This window comes from Holdemania massiliensis AP2 (assembly GCF_000327285.1).
Classification (GTDB): Bacteria; Bacillota_I; Bacilli_A; order Erysipelotrichales; family Erysipelotrichaceae; genus Holdemania; species Holdemania massiliensis.
Genome location: NZ_HE998568.1, coordinates 449,424 through 465,060 on the forward strand (window position 1 = coordinate 449,424; position 15,637 = coordinate 465,060).

The 15,637-nt window shown below is 48.1% G+C and carries 18 protein-coding genes; 1 reads left to right on the top strand and 17 read right to left on the bottom strand.

Annotated elements, in window-relative coordinates:
* Positions 1–48: 48 nt before the first annotated feature.
* The 16 genes from BN162_RS09910 to BN162_RS09985 form a co-directional block, all read right to left on the bottom strand.
* Positions 49–411: a MerR family transcriptional regulator gene (locus BN162_RS09910; protein ID WP_020224934.1), complete on the bottom strand. Its 363-nt coding sequence runs from the start codon at positions 409–411 to the stop codon at positions 49–51.
* Positions 412–460: 49 nt separating this feature from the next.
* Entirely contained in the window at positions 461–1,609 is a 1,149-nt protein-coding gene (locus tag BN162_RS09915) for an aldo/keto reductase (RefSeq protein WP_020224935.1), read from the bottom strand.
* Between the two features lie 139 nt (positions 1,610–1,748).
* Positions 1,749–2,162, bottom strand: coding sequence for a DUF3788 domain-containing protein (locus BN162_RS09920; protein WP_020224936.1), 414 nt, complete (start codon positions 2,160–2,162; stop codon positions 1,749–1,751).
* Between the two features lie 170 nt (positions 2,163–2,332).
* The gene (locus BN162_RS09925; protein WP_020224937.1) at positions 2,333–2,821 is read right to left on the bottom strand and encodes a pyridoxamine 5'-phosphate oxidase family protein; all 489 of its coding nucleotides are present in this window, start codon (positions 2,819–2,821) and stop codon (positions 2,333–2,335) included.
* Positions 2,822–3,018: 197 nt separating this feature from the next.
* Positions 3,019–3,525: a hypothetical protein gene (locus tag BN162_RS09930; RefSeq protein ID WP_020224938.1), complete on the bottom strand. Its 507-nt coding sequence runs from the start codon at positions 3,523–3,525 to the stop codon at positions 3,019–3,021.
* Complete coding sequence (locus tag BN162_RS09935; protein WP_020224939.1) at positions 3,522–4,037, bottom strand: ECF transporter S component; 516 nt, start codon at positions 4,035–4,037, stop codon at positions 3,522–3,524. The genes BN162_RS09930 and BN162_RS09935 overlap by 4 nt, the downstream gene beginning before the upstream one ends.
* 114 nt (positions 4,038–4,151) lie before the next feature.
* Positions 4,152–4,577: a DUF3842 family protein gene (locus BN162_RS09940; protein WP_020224940.1), complete on the bottom strand. Its 426-nt coding sequence runs from the start codon at positions 4,575–4,577 to the stop codon at positions 4,152–4,154.
* A gap of 199 nt (positions 4,578–4,776) precedes the next feature.
* Positions 4,777–5,712, bottom strand: a complete 936-nt coding sequence (locus BN162_RS09945) for a MerR family transcriptional regulator (protein WP_020224941.1) — start codon at positions 5,710–5,712, stop codon at positions 4,777–4,779.
* A 61-nt stretch (positions 5,713–5,773) separates the two neighbouring features.
* The gene (locus BN162_RS09950) at positions 5,774–5,974 is read right to left on the bottom strand and encodes a helix-turn-helix transcriptional regulator (RefSeq protein ID WP_020224942.1); all 201 of its coding nucleotides are present in this window, start codon (positions 5,972–5,974) and stop codon (positions 5,774–5,776) included.
* 4 nt (positions 5,975–5,978) lie between these two features.
* A complete protein-coding gene (locus tag BN162_RS09955; RefSeq protein ID WP_020224943.1) occupies positions 5,979–6,623 on the bottom strand; it encodes a DUF3796 domain-containing protein in 645 nt (214 codons plus the stop codon).
* A 219-nt stretch (positions 6,624–6,842) separates the two neighbouring features.
* Complete coding sequence (locus BN162_RS09960) at positions 6,843–8,075, bottom strand: metallophosphoesterase family protein (RefSeq protein WP_020224944.1); 1,233 nt, start codon at positions 8,073–8,075, stop codon at positions 6,843–6,845.
* A gap of 106 nt (positions 8,076–8,181) precedes the next feature.
* Positions 8,182–10,458: a hypothetical protein gene (locus BN162_RS09965; RefSeq protein ID WP_020224945.1), complete on the bottom strand. Its 2,277-nt coding sequence runs from the start codon at positions 10,456–10,458 to the stop codon at positions 8,182–8,184.
* A gap of 289 nt (positions 10,459–10,747) precedes the next feature.
* Positions 10,748–11,608: an SIR2 family NAD-dependent protein deacylase gene (locus BN162_RS09970; RefSeq protein WP_020224946.1), complete on the bottom strand. Its 861-nt coding sequence runs from the start codon at positions 11,606–11,608 to the stop codon at positions 10,748–10,750.
* Between the two features lie 70 nt (positions 11,609–11,678).
* On the bottom strand, positions 11,679–12,467 hold the full coding sequence (locus tag BN162_RS09975; RefSeq protein WP_020224947.1) for a protein-ADP-ribose hydrolase: 789 nt from the start codon (positions 12,465–12,467) through the stop codon (positions 11,679–11,681).
* Entirely contained in the window at positions 12,454–13,068 is a 615-nt protein-coding gene (locus BN162_RS09980; RefSeq protein ID WP_020224948.1) for a 4Fe-4S dicluster domain-containing protein, read from the bottom strand. Before BN162_RS09980 ends, BN162_RS09975 begins: the two co-directional genes overlap by 14 nt.
* A 59-nt stretch (positions 13,069–13,127) precedes the next feature.
* Positions 13,128–13,529, bottom strand: coding sequence for a pyridoxamine 5'-phosphate oxidase family protein (locus tag BN162_RS09985; RefSeq protein ID WP_020224949.1), 402 nt, complete (start codon positions 13,527–13,529; stop codon positions 13,128–13,130).
* A 144-nt stretch (positions 13,530–13,673) separates the two neighbouring features.
* Here BN162_RS09985 and BN162_RS09990 point away from each other — a divergent pair, with 144 nt between their 5' ends.
* Positions 13,674–14,018: a winged helix-turn-helix transcriptional regulator gene (locus BN162_RS09990; RefSeq protein WP_020224950.1), complete on the top strand. Its 345-nt coding sequence runs from the start codon at positions 13,674–13,676 to the stop codon at positions 14,016–14,018.
* A gap of 107 nt (positions 14,019–14,125) precedes the next feature.
* Here BN162_RS09990 and BN162_RS09995 read toward each other — a convergent pair whose 3' ends face one another.
* Positions 14,126–15,634 carry an FAD-dependent oxidoreductase gene (locus BN162_RS09995; protein ID WP_020224951.1) on the bottom strand — a complete coding sequence of 503 codons (1,509 nt, stop codon included), beginning with the start codon at positions 15,632–15,634 and terminating at the stop codon, positions 14,126–14,128.
* Positions 15,635–15,637 lie beyond the last annotated feature (3 nt).

A 15,637-nucleotide genomic window follows, 5' to 3' on the forward strand; every position in this document is an offset into this window, starting at 1 on the left:
TCTGAGCCTTAAATCTGAATATCAGCCGAGTTTTCGCTCTCCTTTTAATCAGGGATGACATTCGGCATTGCGTTCATAGGCAGCGATTTTATAATTCAAGCGTTCCAACGTCTTGTTCATTTCATCCAGTCTTTCAATCAGCTGCTCCCGCTGTTCGATCAGCAGCCGTTTGCGGGCCTCAATTGTTTCATCCCCCTTTTGGAATAACGCTACATATTCGATCAGCACTTCAATCGGCAGGCCTGCCTGACGCATACATTTGATAAACTCTACCCAGCGGCAGTCTTCCTCAGTATAATCGCGAATACCGCTGGCTGTGCGGTTGACTTTAGGAAGCAGTCCTACCCGTTCATAATAACGCAGCGTGTCCTGTGTGAGATTGTATTTTTTACTGACTTCCGCAATATTCATACCTTTTAATCCCTCCTGTTCCCTTTGATTATGCTTCACTGCAAACTGATTATTTGCCGAATACAGCCGCGGCTTGACGCATGTTCTCCGTGACCTCCACATCAAACGGACAGCGTTTTTCACAGGCATGGCAGCCGATGCATTCAGAGGCAGTGTGTTCCAGAACCGCATAGTGTTCCCGGACGGTTTCTGGCATCCCGCTCTGAGCTTTCACCAAATTTAAAAATTTTGTCACTGTGGCGATGTCGATCTCCATCGGACATGGAGCGCAGTGACCGCAGTACATACAATGGCCTTTCCAGCTGATTTTCGGGAAGGACGCCAGCGCCGAAGCATAATCCCGTTCTTCCTTACTGGCGGTTTCATAAGCAACACTTTGGCGCAGCTCTTCAACCGTATGCGCTCCCGGCAGCACGGTCGCAACGCCGGGACGGGTCAGGGCATAATGCAGACACTGAATCGGGGTCAGAGCTTTGCCTGCCGGCGACAGGCTCTCATCCAATAAATCTCCGCCGCCAAACGGTTTCATAACGGTGATGCCCACGCCTTTGCGCTGGCATAATTCATACAGCGCCTCGCGCTGCGGATCCATGTTCACCAATGGTTTTGCATAGCTTTCATCCGCCCATAAGGTTTCGATATCCTCACTTCCCGGCTGCAGGTCATAGCAGGGATTTACGCTGAACATCAGCACTTCGATCAAGCCGCTTTCCACTGCTTTGATCGCCGCTTCCGGATTATGGCTGCTTAAACCGATATGTCCGATCCGGCCTTCTTTCTTCAGCTGCAGCGCATACTGCATCACCGGTCCCTCGGCAATTTCCTGCCAGTCCTTCAAGGAATCCACATAATGGATCATGCCGACTTCCACATGATCAGTATGCAGCTGAGTCAAACAATCCTCAAATCCAGCCCGTACTTCTTCGACCTTCCGCGTGCGCTTATATTGACCGTCGATCCACACGGAACACAAATGAGCCTGAATAATAAACTGATCCCGCCGTCCTTTCAGGGCTTCGCCGAGGTGATGACGGAGGTTGGGATCAGGAGAATACAGATCAAAATAATTGATTCCCGCCTCCGCTGCCGCATCCACCAAAGCATAGGTGTTCCGGCCTTCTTCTTCCGTAAATCCTTCACAGCCCAAACCAATCTCACTGACTTTCAGGCCTGTGCTGCCTAATGTACGATAGATCATCTTTGCTTCCTCCTGTTTTTCTAACGATTTCCTGCTTTTATCGTAACTCTTAGAGCTGGCTCCAGGTCAAGCTTTTTTTATTGTAAAAATGATAAAAGAATACTTTTTCTTTATCTTGATCGAACAGAGTAAAGTCTGCTTACGCTCTGCATTTCAATTCCAGCATCTTCTGAACATCGCGAAACTGAGCTTCATTGGTTACCCGATAATGCAGCCAGCCGCCGTCCCCGCAAGGATATTTCTTATCAATGCAGGCTTGCGTTTCCTGTTCAACTTGATAATAGATCTGCGCAAATTGTTCGTTCGATAAGCGAAGCATCACCGTCAACGAATCTGTTTCCGCAAAAACATTGCAGATCAGTTTTTTCTTTTTTTTATGAGCGACTGCCCAGCCATAGTGATTCCCATAGGGAAAGCAAATCGTCTGTACCGTGCCGCAAACGGCAGACAGCAATTCATTGATTTGAATAAACAACGCACGGCTTTTACCGCAAGTTTCCGCCATCTCCTCAAATGTCGGTGTATTCAGCTTATCGAGCATTCTTTCACCCATCATGATTCCTCCATTTCACGGGTTCCCCAGCTTGAAATATTGGTTAAGCTCAAGATCTCTCTGAGCTTATCTTAGCCGTGGAAGCAGAATTGATCAAGGCCGATCATAAAAAATATATCAAAAAGGATGCAAGTTTCACAGTTGCCGCCTTAGTCTCCTTGCTTTATTGATCATCCCAGCTCAATGTAAGTTTCTCTGGAATCAAAGAAGACTTTGATCTGCTGGATCGTAAAATGAATAACTTTGAAATCACCGCCGAACATTCCCTCTGGATACCAATCGTTCAGCTCACTTCGCCATGATTTTCTAATATACGCTTCCCGCTGCTCAAACTCCGCCTGCCCCTGCAGCATCACTCCGCAGACCGATTCCTCATCAAAAATAATACCGGTCACCTGCTTGTTCGACTTTAAATACTGACAAAATTCCGCGTTCTCATCGGTATTTATCCAGATTTCCTTCCCATTTTCAACAAAGTTGATATACACCGCTTTGGAAATAATCATCCCCTTTGGGGAAGGATAGGAACAGACCATCGTCTTTTTGCGCTGCAGAAGATCTGTAAAAACATCCATTCTTTTTCTCAGTTCTAAATCTGAACATTCCTGATTCTTAATCCATTTTCCTTGAATCCATTTTTTATCTTCCAATACCTTCATTGTCTTTCCCTCTCCTCCTTCTTATCTAACCTTTGTCCATGAGAACTCAGGCTCATCTGTTTCTCGAATCCATTATACCGTCCCTTTTCAGTTCTGTCCTGACAATTCAAAACAGGTTCAGCGATGTTATCTGCTGAACCTGTTTCTCTTTGAATTCCGATTGACAAAGCTCCTAGGAAAAGAATAGACCTGTTATTTTACAAACGAGCTAAATCGATTGCGTAAGCTTGTAAAATCACTCTGTATGCTGGATGTTCCTGACGCCGATAAACGTCCGAATGATGCACTGCGCCGCCTGGATAATTCGTTAGCCAAGTTTTCCATGTCCGTTCATCAAACGGCATTTTTCCTCGCTGCGCCAGATTTTCCAATTCTTTCAGCTTCATTTGAAATGCGGCTTCACGGCCTTGATGCCGTTGAGCCGTATGCAGCATGGCTTCAAAGATGGCTTCCGCCTGAGTCGGTTTTAATCCGGCTAAATGCAGCCGCACCAAACCATTGCCAAGTTCATCCCAGGACCGCACGCGGGGACGATCCGTATTCGCTTCGATCTCCTGCTTGAGAAATTCCAGCATTCCCTGCGCATCGCCAATCAGATGCTCGCAGCCGAATTCGTTTTGATAAATCAGCTTGACTGCATCCTGCGGCTGCATTGCGGGATAATGCGCGGCATGCCAAAGCAGGATGTCCGTCAGTTCACTCACGCCAGCTTCGCCTTCTGCAAGGCATAAACCACAGCCGGCAGGATCAGCAGCTGCAGAAGAATACCCGGCAGCGCCGTTACGAAGGACGCCGTCATCCACATTTGAATGGAATACGCCCCAGCTCTAAAAATCAGTGCGTTCATCAATCCATAAACGATCCGTCCGCCGATCATCGCTGTGACAAGCGCGGCATACAGATTGATCATCGGTTTTTCCGTCTTCATCACTTTGATCATGATTCCGGCAAGCAGGCCATAAACCGCCAGCTCGCAGATCATGCTTGGCAGATACGCCGGACCCGGCATCCCGGTAACCAAGGACGACAGCACCGGTGTGAAAATTCCGCAGATCAAGCCCAAGATCGGACCGCAGATCAGACCGCAAAGCAAAACCGGAATGTGCATCGGCAGCATCACGCTGCCGGCATTGGGAATGACGTGAAAGGCCATTGGAAGAACAACGCCTAAGGCCATACATAAAGCCGTAATAATCAAATGTTTCGTATTTTTCATCTTTGTTTTCTCCTACTCAAAAACAACAGTGCTCTGCCGCATGGAAACCTTCGTGATTTCCGCATTCGCTTTTTGTTTCTGGTTGGAACGACATTTCAGCTTCTGCCGAAAACATCAAACAGCAAGTCTTTCCAGGATCAGGCCGGCAGCCTTTTCAATCAGCTCGTCGACAGAACAATCCTGAACCCCAGCGATCAGAATTCCGCAGCGGTTTAAAGGGATTAAGACCTTTTCCGCATCGCTCTGTCCGATCACCGCCGCCATCTTCGGAGTGATTTCACCCAGCATCGAATCGGCTACGACAAGGGAAGCCGGACCGGCAATCACCGCCGCCCGCCGGGCAGCGACTAAAACCGGATTTTCTCCGGTTGCGCCCTGCCGCGCTTTTCCTTTCAGCATCGTTGAAGTTGCAGCGCTGTTGGTGCCCAGGGCCAACAGATTCAGTTCAGGATTGCACTCCAGCAGCCGATCACACAATTTCCGGCCGATCATCCCGCCCTGTCCGTCAATGACCACGACCAGCGGTGTTTTTTCTTTCATCGCAATCCCCCTTATTCTGTTCTCTATTAGATTAACACCTGAAGCTGGCTCCAGGTCAAGCTTTTTTTGAAAAAACGATCAATTGGAAGGTGTTATGCTGGCTCAAATGTCCTTTGTCTTCCATTTTATTAAAAGAAAGAAAAAATCGGATCTCAGTTCAGGAAGTTCCTGCTTTATCCGATTTCTTATTACAAGCTTCCTATACAGGCCGATCCTTGCTTTCCTCCCGTTGATCAGCTGGCTTCGTCTTCGCTTTGAACACAAGCTCATAGCGAGTATTGTAATACAGCCCCAAATCCTCGCATATCCGCTGATTCATGCGGTCCAGCGCTTCATGATAGGTCTTGTAGGCAGGCGAAAGGGCGATCATGCTGGGAATGAAAATATCATTGTAGCCGCAGTCCTGCAGCTGTTTCATCAATTTGCGCTGAGCTATAAAGGCCGGATGATATTTCATCGGAAAGCTCGTTTTCAGTTTAACGCCCTGCAATACTTGTCTTTTCAGTTTCTCGTAATCCTGATCACTGAGTTCAATCATCTGCTTCATCTGATTCTCCATCTTTTCAGCCTGACTGAACGCTTTATCCCCGCCCAGCTTATATTGCACAAAGGAAATCAGACGCAGCAACAATGGAATTTTAATGGAAACCGAATCCCAAAAGGCCAGGATCCGCTGATAGGCAGCCTGCTGCTGAGGCGTTGTGATCCGGATCTGCAGATACGGCATGAAGTGATGCATGAAATAGTACCCGGTAAAACCCGGAAACATATCCCGCATCGCCTGTGCAATTGTTTCATAGTCTATCGTCTGCAGTGCCTCATCCAGATCTCCTTCACTGAGATATTTTTCCAAAGCCTGCAGCTGCATGTGATCCTGATGCAGCTGATTTTGTTTTTTGATCAGGATTTCCCGCAGACGCGAAGGATCTTCGTTTTTTAATAAGTCTTCGATATCTTTCACGGCAATCCCCAATCGGCGGTACAGTGAGATTTTTTTCAATTGATTCAGATCCTGCTGGGTGTAATTGCGATAGCCGTTTTCATCCCGTCCGACTTTCAGCAATCCCTCATTTTCGTAATATTTTATTGCCCGCTGGCTCAACCCCAGCTGTTCCGCTGCTTCATGAATTCGCATTTTCTTCACCTCGCAGCTTCAGTATAAACCCGGACGCCGCGTCTGACTCAAGCTGATTCTATCAATCAAAGATAAATAATTTCTCAATCGGCTGTTCAACTGCCCGTGAAATATCAATCGCCAATTTCAGCGAGGGATTATACTGCGCTTTTTCCAGGCGCATAATCGTTTCCCGCCGAACATGCACCAGATCAGCCAGCTGCTGCTGCGTCAGCCCTTTCTCTGCGCGGTATTGCTTTAACTGACAAATAAATTCCGGCATGATCCTACTCCTGGTGTTCGTAGCGGTACAACAGGTACTCGCTTAAAAACAACGTGACGGCATACGCCAGTGAAATCCCGATCGTCAGGTAAATCGCTACATAATCTAACTGCCGGTTAAACAAACCGAAGCCGACCAGCCACAAGATCGCAAAGATCAGACTCATCCCCACCTTATAAGCTTTTAGCTGCGCTTTTACACGATGCTCCTCAAACATCTCATCCGCCAGCGTACCCGACATTTTTCCTTCATAGTAGAAACCGAAAAAGCCGAAGAAAACAAAGAAGAAAAACGGGAAGATCACACGTTGGCTTGCATAGCTGTAAAAACCGAGGAAGCCTAAGAAGCCAAAAAAGCCGAACAAGCCGAATCGTGGATCTACGCGGCGCGTATACCCAGGCTGATCCTGCAGACGCTGCTGCTTTAAGGCAAGAAACAACCGCACGATCAGCGCCAGAATGTAAACGATAAGCAGAGGAATTGAGATTAACATCGGTAAATCTTTTACCCGAAATTGGTAGGTGGAAAAATCCATGGGCGCTACCAAGCGGCTTTCATTTTCAAAGACGGAATAAGCACAGGAAAGCAAGACGATCAACAGGATAACACCGCCGGCCATCAGCCAGCGAAACATCGATTTTTTATTCATCAAAGTTCCTCCACGAGATATATTTATCTCTTTACAAGACAAATATATCACTTATTATAGGAATGTCAATCATTGAATAAGATAAATACATCACATCCTTGCATTTTTTTGTTTAACAGAGAAGTGACGCAGTTTCCCAAGCGCTGCCCAGAGATGAAAAGGAATATAAAAATTCCTCTGATTCGTATTCATTTGAAAGTCTTGTGGATTGGGTTCTCCTCAACGCAGCGCCAGCGTAATTTCATTCTGGTTCGGCTGGGCTTCCTCCACCATCGCCTGCAGATATTGACTGAAGAATAAGCTTCCGGCTTGATTTTTCCACAGCAGCCAGGCTGGATCCTGCAGGATGGCTGCGAAATTGTCAGCCAGCGTTCCATCAAAGATTTCATTATTCATCCTGATCGCCAATTCGATCATGGCGGCTTGTTCCTGCGGGGACAGGGATGAGTCAGCCAGACCACGCTGAACTTGCCTATGGGTTGTCTGCTCGAAGCATTGTTTGGCTTTCGCTTTTAACTCAGGATGAGCCAGCCTCTGCGTTTGATAATGCAGCGTGCGGTCTTCATCCAATGTGATCAAGCCGTACTGCAGCGGTGACACGGAAAGCGAGGAGGTTGCGATATCCGTTATTCCCTCCTGTTTTTGAATGTGCTGGATGTGCATGTGGCCGCTGAAATGAACGCGGACATCCGCAACTTTCAGCAGCGCTCTGACTTCATCGGCATTTTGTATCTTAAAACCAGAGGAAAACAGCGTCGTATGCTTTGTCAGATTCTGATGACTGACCGAGATAATGGTTTGCTTTTCAGCCTGGGCTTGTTCAAGCTGAGCTTGAATCCACTGCTGAGTCGGTTCGCTGATCGTTCCCGCTACGGCTTCACTGTTGGCGTCCAGCAGCAACAGCATCAGATCTTCGGCAATCGGAACAAGGCAGCTCAGCGAATTCGGATCCTGACTGATCGCCTTCCGGTTCGTCAGATTCTGATAGATTGCGGAAAACTCCGCGGCGCTGACCGATTCCACGCGCCGGGCCTGATCCTGACTGAATGAGGCCGCCGAGGTATTGTTTAAATCGTGATTGCCGGGAATGACCCAGACATCGATCCCGGCCTCAGTTAATCGCTGAAGCTTCTGTGCCAGTTTTTGATGGCTGAGCTTTTCCCCATTGAATGTCAGATCGCCGCTTAAAATTACGGCCTGAGGTTTTTTCATCAGCATCTCCTGGATAAATTGATCTACGATGGATTCACTCTCGGCTGTCAGCTTCCCATCGCTTTCCTCAATTAATCGCTGAAAGCGTTCGCCCTGATCATGCAGCTCAGGCGCCAGATAATGCAGATCCGTCGCAATGACGAGCGTCCGCGGCGAAGCAGCGGACGGCAAAGTTGATTTAGCGCATCCGCTGACTAACAACAGGCTGACCATCAATCCAATCTTCCATTTCCATCTCATCGTCTGCCTTCTTTCCTTGGATGATCCCGCATCTTGCGTTTATTTAGCTTTCTGTTTTGAAAACCGGACTGGCTTGTATCTGTTAATCGGGTTCCCATTTGTCTCTTTAATCTGCCCTCACCGTTCCATCCGCCTCAATCCATCCGCGCTGCAGGATGACGGTTACTGTGCCGGAAGCAAATTCGACGGTCACTTTCTTTTCAGAGGAAAGCAAAACATGAACCTGATCAACCAGCGCTTCGCGCAGCCGGATCACAAGACCTTCCGCGGTATTTTCGGCCGTGCAGTGAAAGACATCCCTGCTACCCTTTTCTTCATGCACATAGGCTTTAGTTAAAATGACTTCCTCCGCACATTTAAAAATCTCATGGACGTCGTTGTCGCAGCAGCCACCCTGATCGGTTGAAACATCCGGCCAGCTGCCCAGATAACCGAACACCGCGGTCTCTTCCGGAGCGCGGTACCAGCGGCTGATCATCGCCACCCGTTCCTCAGCAATCGTCTGCTTTACAAATTTGCCTTTTCCTAGCTGCTGCGGATCGCTGACAAAGGCCATGACTTCCCGATGCGGATCCGGCACAAACGCCCAGTTCAGCGTTTTCTTTTCCACATCAAGCAGGCTGACACAGCTCATCAGCGTGTTCATCGCGTCGATCAGATATTCCCGTTTCCCCGTTAGCAGATACAGATCCAGGATCCCATAAACTTTCCATGCGCTCCAGCCATGCGGAGAATTGATCATATTGCCCATAATGAGAACGTCGTACTGAGCTTCCCAGAATCTGAGTGTCGTCTGAGTGCAGCGGCTGTCCGCTACCGCGGTTCGTTCTAAACAGCGGTGCTTTTCAACCAAAGCCTCGGCCGCGTCAATATACGGCTGACGTTGATCCGGATCCAACAGTCTTGCCAGCATTGTCAGCTGAGCCACGGAACATGTCAGCATGCCATCTTCCAGCGTGGCCTGTCCTTCGGTTTCAATGTTATCACGATGCAGCGCCAGCTCATCAATCGCCCGTTTCGCAGCTACAAAATGGCGCTGGGCACACTGCTGCCAGAAGGCTTCGGGCTGTTTGCGTTCTTCCAGAACCAGTTCCAGGATGCTTTTGGCAATATAGATCACACTGGTATAATGCTTGCCCTTGCCATTGCAGAAAGCACCATCAGCACGCTGACGGTGTTCAATCAGCCAATCCGCCAGCTTGGCTCCCAGCACCAGCGGTCTGCGATCCTGAGCTGCCATGCTCAGATCCGCTAACAAACCGATCATGCAGGCCGTGTTTTGAATCCGTCCGGGATGAACGATCGGACAGCCCTTTTCCACATCAAAGCCCAGCGGAATGAGTTCACGAACTTTCTGATAATAAGCCTCGTGGTCAAAATTTAAATCATGCACAATCGCCAGTGCTCCAGTAAACAGGCCATACCAGCTTTCGCAATGAGTTCCCATTTTCTGCGGTTGGAGCAGCACCTGCTTGGCGGCTTCCTCCATGATCGTTTGCCAGGGGTGAATAAACTGAACCCAGGCCTCGCTCTGATGCCGCCCATTCTCGGCGATCAGACAAATTTCCCGCGGCTGATCTGACTGCAGAGTTACGGCATAGACGCCCGGTGCTTGAAGCTGGCAATTCACCGGCTCACCTTCCGCCCTGAGTGTGGGTTCCGTTGCAGACAACAGCTGAAATGTCAATGAACTTCCGCATTCTGCGCTCCATCGTTCACCCGCAAATACCGGCACGCCTTTTTCCGCCAGCCAACATTTTAATGTTTGCTCGCCGCTTAGTTCCGTCAGCTCAACCCGCCAGCGGCGAATTTCTCCCGGCTCTAACGGCAAAGACTGCGGATGCCGCGGTGGCAGCTTTCCGCTCTGCATAAAATCCAGACAGAAGGTCAGGATGCGGTGACCACCATCGGCGAAAAAGCGGTTGTAATCCAAATGCCAGCTGGCAATGGGATCCGGACTGTACACTGCGATCTGACGCCCGCGCGGACTTTTTAACAGCCCCCAGAAATACGTCTTCTCGCAACGCAGCACTGTCGGCGCAAATACCGTATCCCATTGTGGATAACTTTCCATGCTGCAGTCCAATCCGATCCTTAAGCCAAGCTGATCCAGCGGCATTGTCTGTGAGCTTTGATTCTCCGCTTCGGCTTCGATGATCAGACACTCCCCTTCCATCTTAATCCGATGCCGCAGCTCAATGCCAAAAAAGGCTTCTTTAAACCAGCCGTCTTTATACCGCGGCGAGGTGGAAATCCGCAGCTCCTCCCCCAGTCGGCACTGCCAGGCAGGCCCGCCATATTCATCCAAACGAAAGTCTACCGCTTCTCCCTGGTGAAAAACACATTTTGTAATTCTGCCGGTTTCCGTCCATTCCAAATTCATCTTTTCTGCTCCTATCCATAGGATTGAATTTCCTGATCAGAATTCAATCCATCTTCCTGATGTTAGTTTCTAATAGATTGTGCTCAGATTCAAGCTCTTTTCTTACTTTTTATTAATATCTGCTGACTTCCTTTCAATCAGCTTATGCCGGCTTTCATTTTAAAACAACTTTCTTCGGAATCCGATGATTTTCGATTAAAGCCGACCAGTCGGCACCCCGGTCTGTCCCTATTTTCAATTATTCCGCTATCTGACCAGCTTGTAAAGAAAGGTCGGTAAACTTATCGGATCAAAAGGAAGATTGATCAAGAGATCTTAGCTGTGTGATCACATGCCGCAAATCATCTTGTATACTAACTGTTTTACTGCGGATTTCGTTTGGGATTACTGTACCCTCCAGATTCACACTGACGTAGACGGCTTGCGGCCAAACTTTGGTTCTCTGCCAGAAGGGATATCTGATAATTCCCGGAGTGTTCCATCCAACCCCCAGTTCAAAAAATACAACTTTGTGATTTTGATGTCTGTACAGAAATTGATTATAACGTTGAGCTGCGGAATGCCAGCCTTCATCTTCAACAAAAGTTGTATCCATCCTGAGATTCATACTCATGGGTTTACCACATCGCGGACAAACGGGAATCAAGGCGGGGGGAATCCGGCAGTCAGCCTGTTGACGAATCATTTGGTGTACAAACGCTTCATTATCATATGTTTTCGGATGGCAAGGCACGCTGCATTGCCATAGCCCAAAATCTCCCTGCATATAAAACAGACGTTTACGCTCAAAACCGGATTTCTGAAACTGATGATCGACATTCGTTGTAATGACAAAATAATCCTTATTCTTTACCAATTCCAACAAATCATCATAAACTGGATAGGGTGGTGAACAATAACGATTCAGTTCGATAAAACGGCTCCAATAAGCCCAATATTCTTCCAGCGCTGCAAACGGATAGAATCCTCCTGAATACATATCCTGAAATCCATAACGATCCGCAAAATCCTGAAAATGATCGGTAAAGCGTTGACCCGAATAGGTCATGCCGGCAGCGCTGGAAAGTCCGGCACCGGCGCCAATCACAACAGCATCAGCTTCATCCAGAGCTTTTTTCAATAAAATCAGCATATTCGTCTTTTTTTCCATATTTCTATCGGTGTATCCTTTTCGCCTGAACGATCAGAAAACCACTGCACATATCACGCTGCTGTTTTCTTTAAAACTTGTTCTGTTTGTTTAACAAAGTTTGATAGATTTGTTCATCACGCTGTTGAAAAACATTAAATATGACTTTCTTTGGCATTTCATTTTCAGCTATAAACTTTTGTACAGTGCTAACCGCAATCTGGGCTGCCGCCAGGGAGGGAAAATGATATTCACCAGTCGCGATGCAGCAGAATACAAGCGTATAAAATTGACAAGATTGGGCTTTTTGCAAACAGGAACGATAACAGGCTTCCAGCTGTTTGCAGTGCTGAGGAGTCAGAACGCCATGAACCTGTGGACCCACGGTATGCAGTACCCACTTAGCCGGCAAATTAAAACCCGGCGTTAAAACAGCCTGTCCGATCGGTTCCGGAACATCTTGTTTTTCCATGAATTCGTGGCAGGCCAAGCGCAGCTGAATTCCCGCATACGAATGAACAGCGTTGTCAATACAGCCATGATGTGGAATGAAGCAGCCTAACAAAGCATTGTTGGCCGCATTGACAATCGCATCCACTTTGATTTTAGTAATATCTCCGCGCCATAGACTGATCCCTGGTATAATTTCCGGCAGGGCCGCAGCATCTATAATGGCAGAATTTCGCAGTTCTTCCTGATAATAGGCATCCTGGATCTCCAGCCACTTTGAATCTACTGGTTTAGGTGGGCGCACATTCATCAACGCTCGCAGCAGCTGCTTTCTCGACAAAAGATCGGTTGGCATATCAATCTGATTTTCTAATCCTTGTTCTTCCAGCAAGCCGCGGATCAGCCAGCCACAGTGTTCATTTTGATTCATCCGTCGGCACCACCGCTTTATGGAGACATCTTTCAAAACATAACCCGCAATGCAGACAGTGCTCTGGTTGAATCCGCACTTTTTTACCGATCCGTTCAATACAATGCTGAGGACAAATGTCTAGACACAAGCCGCAACCGCTGCAGGCGGATGTTACTGTATATTGCCATTTGTTTTTCTCCGCACCCCCAATCGTAAAACTTTGACGATAAATTGGACGGAAATTGAGATCAAAATATTCGCCCTGCCCTTCATAAAGTTCAAACATTTCCAGCGCCTTCCGCGTTATCCCTGGATAAATTGTCTGCATGTAGGGATTCTGTTCAAACGCCTTTTCCAGCAAGGCTGAATCCGCGCTGCGAACCTTTCCCCGCAGGGATATGGAACAGCCTTCCTTCACACCTGATAAGGCGATAAACTGCTGGCTGATCAGCTGATCGTAAAAAGCTTTCCCGCGCGCTGTCAAAAATATCGGTTTCCCATCCTCGATCAGCATGATGTCAATCGCTCGAACCTGAGGATGACCATCATCTCCAATTGTTGCAACGATGGTTGAGTGAATTCTTTCCTGTAATATCTTTAAAATTGTTTCCGTATTCATCCGCTTCGCCTCCTTTCCTCAGTGAAAAGCGGCAGATTATCAAATCTGCCGGCTATCGTTTACAGCGTGAATTCCTGCGGCGGATTGCCGGAGAAATCTGCGATCACAGCCTGTGCATCCGCCAAATAGAATACGGTGAAAATCGGATTATCAGCCGTTTGATACTGTCCCTTAACGATCGGATTCTGAAGGCACATTTCCTTCACTTCATGATTATCCTCAAACACCGCTGTGCCATGCAGACGAATCCACGCGTAGGCTGGGCTGGAAACACTGATTTCAATATAAGGATTGGCCAGCATGTCCTGGTAGACGTCCTTCGTGTTGTTCGTACAGAACCACAGCTTCCCCACTTTCTCTCCGGCGAACATAAAGGGACGGCACTTTGCTTTTCCATCCCGGCCGATGGTTGCCAGATACTGAACCGGGTTTTCGTTTAAGAACTGAATGACTTTCTGCATTTGAATTTCCTCCTTGTTTAAGCGAAAGGACTTGCGTTTGTCCTTCGACAGTTATAGAATATCGCCAAAGGGATCAAAAAGAAAGTAAGCACTTAATTGTGCTCTAGGTTCCCAAAAGATACTATTGAAGAAAGAAGAGAATTTATGAGTGAAATCCTTCATGATAGAAGTCTGCCGGTCTGTCCGGTTGAGGTCACATTAACCCTCATCAGCAACAAATGGAAAGTTTTGATTCTGCGTGATTTATTAACCGGAACAAAGCGTTTCGGCGAGTTGAAAAAATCAATTGGCACAGTGACGCAGAAAGTGCTGACAGCTCAGCTGCGGGAAATGGAAGCTTCCGGCTTACTGACGCGTACCGTCTATGCAGAGGTTCCTCCGCGCGTGGAATATGCCTTAACTGACTTAGGTTTGAGTCTGAAGCCGATTTTGGATTCCATGCAGGTCTGGGGATCTGCTTATCAAGCGAAGCATGAATTACCCAGATAAGTTTTTCCGTATAGCATCCAGCATAAAAAGATAGCAAAAAAACGGCAGATTTTCCGCCGTTTTTCGATTACCTGAATATTCTTCTTCCGTTTTGAACCAAAAAAGACTTACAGCGCAGCGACAACTTTACCGGCTTTGCGGCCGAAGTGAATCGCTCCCAATAACGCTGTGCCTGAACCTGGATAGAACGGTCCCAGCCAGCCGGCTGAAGCCATGCCTGCCGCATACAGCCCCGGAATCACTTCTCCCTGCACATTTACAACTTCACAATTCAGCGTAATCTTCAGTCCGCCGATGGATCCCAAATTCATGAATCCTTCTTCAAACGCATAGTACGGGCTTTCAATGACTTCGAGTCCTGTCGCCCGATCAAACTGCCGATCAGCTCCGGATTCTGTAATATCACGATTCCATTGTTCCAGCGTTGCCTGCAGGTTCTCTGCATTGACGTCAATCAGTGCTGCTAATTCTGTCATGGAGGCCGCCGTAAAAGCTTTCCCTGAAGCAACCATTTCGTCCAGCTTTTCTTGGGTCATGACTGAATTCGGACCGCAGACTGTATAACAGGCATGATTCGTTTTCGTCATTTCCCGCCACAGCTCACGCGAAGTCAGCGCATAAGTCGTATCTTCGCAGGTGAAACGCCGGCCGTATTTGTTGACAAAAAAGCAAGGCATTAACGGTGTCTGGCGATTGATGCCGGCGCTGGTTTTTCCGGTCAAATCAATAACCCCGCCGAAATGCGTCAGCTGTCCGCCGATTGCCGCTGCCATCCGAATGCCGTCGCCGGTATTGGTCGGTGCAGCCGCACAGATTGAATTGACGTTGTCATAATATTGATTCGGGCTTAAAGCCTTGCTCATGTCCTGATTGTGGTCAATGCTGCTGGTCGCTATAATGACGCCTTTATTGGCTTTGATTACAATTGTCTTGCCATCCAAGAGGGCCTCGGCGCCAATCACTTTGCCATTTTCAACGATCAGCTTTGTCGCTTCCGTATTATACATAAATTCAGCCCCGCTGGCTTCCGCAGCATCATGAACCGCCGTAAACATGCCGGAAGCTCCTACGGCCGTTCCATGAATTCGATCCGCATAATTGCTTTCATCCGCCATCGGGACATGCGCGGAACCCGTGACATTCGTAAATTCCAGTCCCAGGCTCTCCAGCCATTCAATGTGGCCTGCCGAACCCGCTGTCATGTCCTTTACCAGTTCTTCATCGAGCGTTCCTTCGCCCTCTTCCAGATAATACTGCGCATGCTTTTCAGCAGTATCGTCTTGATAAGCTGTCAGAGTTTTCTGAACTGTCGTTCCCGAAGCCTGAATGATTCCTCCGGAGCGAATCGACGTTCCGCCAAAGCTCTCCGCCTTTTCCAGAATGAGTGCCTTTGCTCTAGCCTGAGTTGCTTCATAGCCAGCGCACATCCCCGCACCGCCGGCGCCCAGGATCAACACGTCCGTTTCTTTATCCCAGGTTCTCTGATTTGCTCCGCTGTTGTCGTCCGTCTTCGGTGTTTCATTAGCCGCGCAGCCCGCCAACAGTGAGCTGATGGTCAAAGTCGCTGCGGATGCCGCCGCACCCTTGATGAAGGTTCTTCTCGATAATTCTTTCAAATT

Bases quoted from the DNA above. Each gene is read 5' to 3' on its own strand.
- BN162_RS09910 (WP_020224934.1), bottom strand. From the start codon at position 411: ATGAATATTGCGGAAGTCAGTAAAAAATACAATCTCACACAGGACACG.
- BN162_RS09915 (WP_020224935.1), bottom strand. From the start codon at position 1,609: ATGATCTATCGTACATTAGGCAGCACAGGCCTGAAAGTCAGTGAGATT.
- BN162_RS09920 (WP_020224936.1), bottom strand. From the start codon at position 2,162: ATGGGTGAAAGAATGCTCGATAAGCTGAATACACCGACATTTGAGGAG.
- BN162_RS09925 (WP_020224937.1), bottom strand. From the start codon at position 2,821: ATGAAGGTATTGGAAGATAAAAAATGGATTCAAGGAAAATGGATTAAG.
- BN162_RS09935 (WP_020224939.1), bottom strand. From the start codon at position 4,037: ATGAAAAATACGAAACATTTGATTATTACGGCTTTATGTATGGCCTTA.
- BN162_RS09940 (WP_020224940.1), bottom strand. From the start codon at position 4,577: ATGAAAGAAAAAACACCGCTGGTCGTGGTCATTGACGGACAGGGCGGG.
- BN162_RS09945 (WP_020224941.1), bottom strand. From the start codon at position 5,712: ATGCGAATTCATGAAGCAGCGGAACAGCTGGGGTTGAGCCAGCGGGCA.
- BN162_RS09950 (WP_020224942.1), bottom strand. From the start codon at position 5,974: ATGCCGGAATTTATTTGTCAGTTAAAGCAATACCGCGCAGAGAAAGGG.
- BN162_RS09955 (WP_020224943.1), bottom strand. From the start codon at position 6,623: ATGAATAAAAAATCGATGTTTCGCTGGCTGATGGCCGGCGGTGTTATC.
- BN162_RS09960 (WP_020224944.1), bottom strand. From the start codon at position 8,075: ATGAGATGGAAATGGAAGATTGGATTGATGGTCAGCCTGTTGTTAGTC.
- BN162_RS09965 (WP_020224945.1), bottom strand. From the start codon at position 10,458: ATGAATTTGGAATGGACGGAAACCGGCAGAATTACAAAATGTGTTTTT.
- BN162_RS09970 (WP_020224946.1), bottom strand. From the start codon at position 11,608: ATGGAAAAAAAGACGAATATGCTGATTTTATTGAAAAAAGCTCTGGAT.
- BN162_RS09975 (WP_020224947.1), bottom strand. From the start codon at position 12,467: ATGAATCAAAATGAACACTGTGGCTGGCTGATCCGCGGCTTGCTGGAA.
- BN162_RS09980 (WP_020224948.1), bottom strand. From the start codon at position 13,068: ATGAATACGGAAACAATTTTAAAGATATTACAGGAAAGAATTCACTCA.
- BN162_RS09985 (WP_020224949.1), bottom strand. From the start codon at position 13,529: ATGCAGAAAGTCATTCAGTTCTTAAACGAAAACCCGGTTCAGTATCTG.
- BN162_RS09990 (WP_020224950.1), top strand. From the start codon at position 13,674: ATGAGTGAAATCCTTCATGATAGAAGTCTGCCGGTCTGTCCGGTTGAG.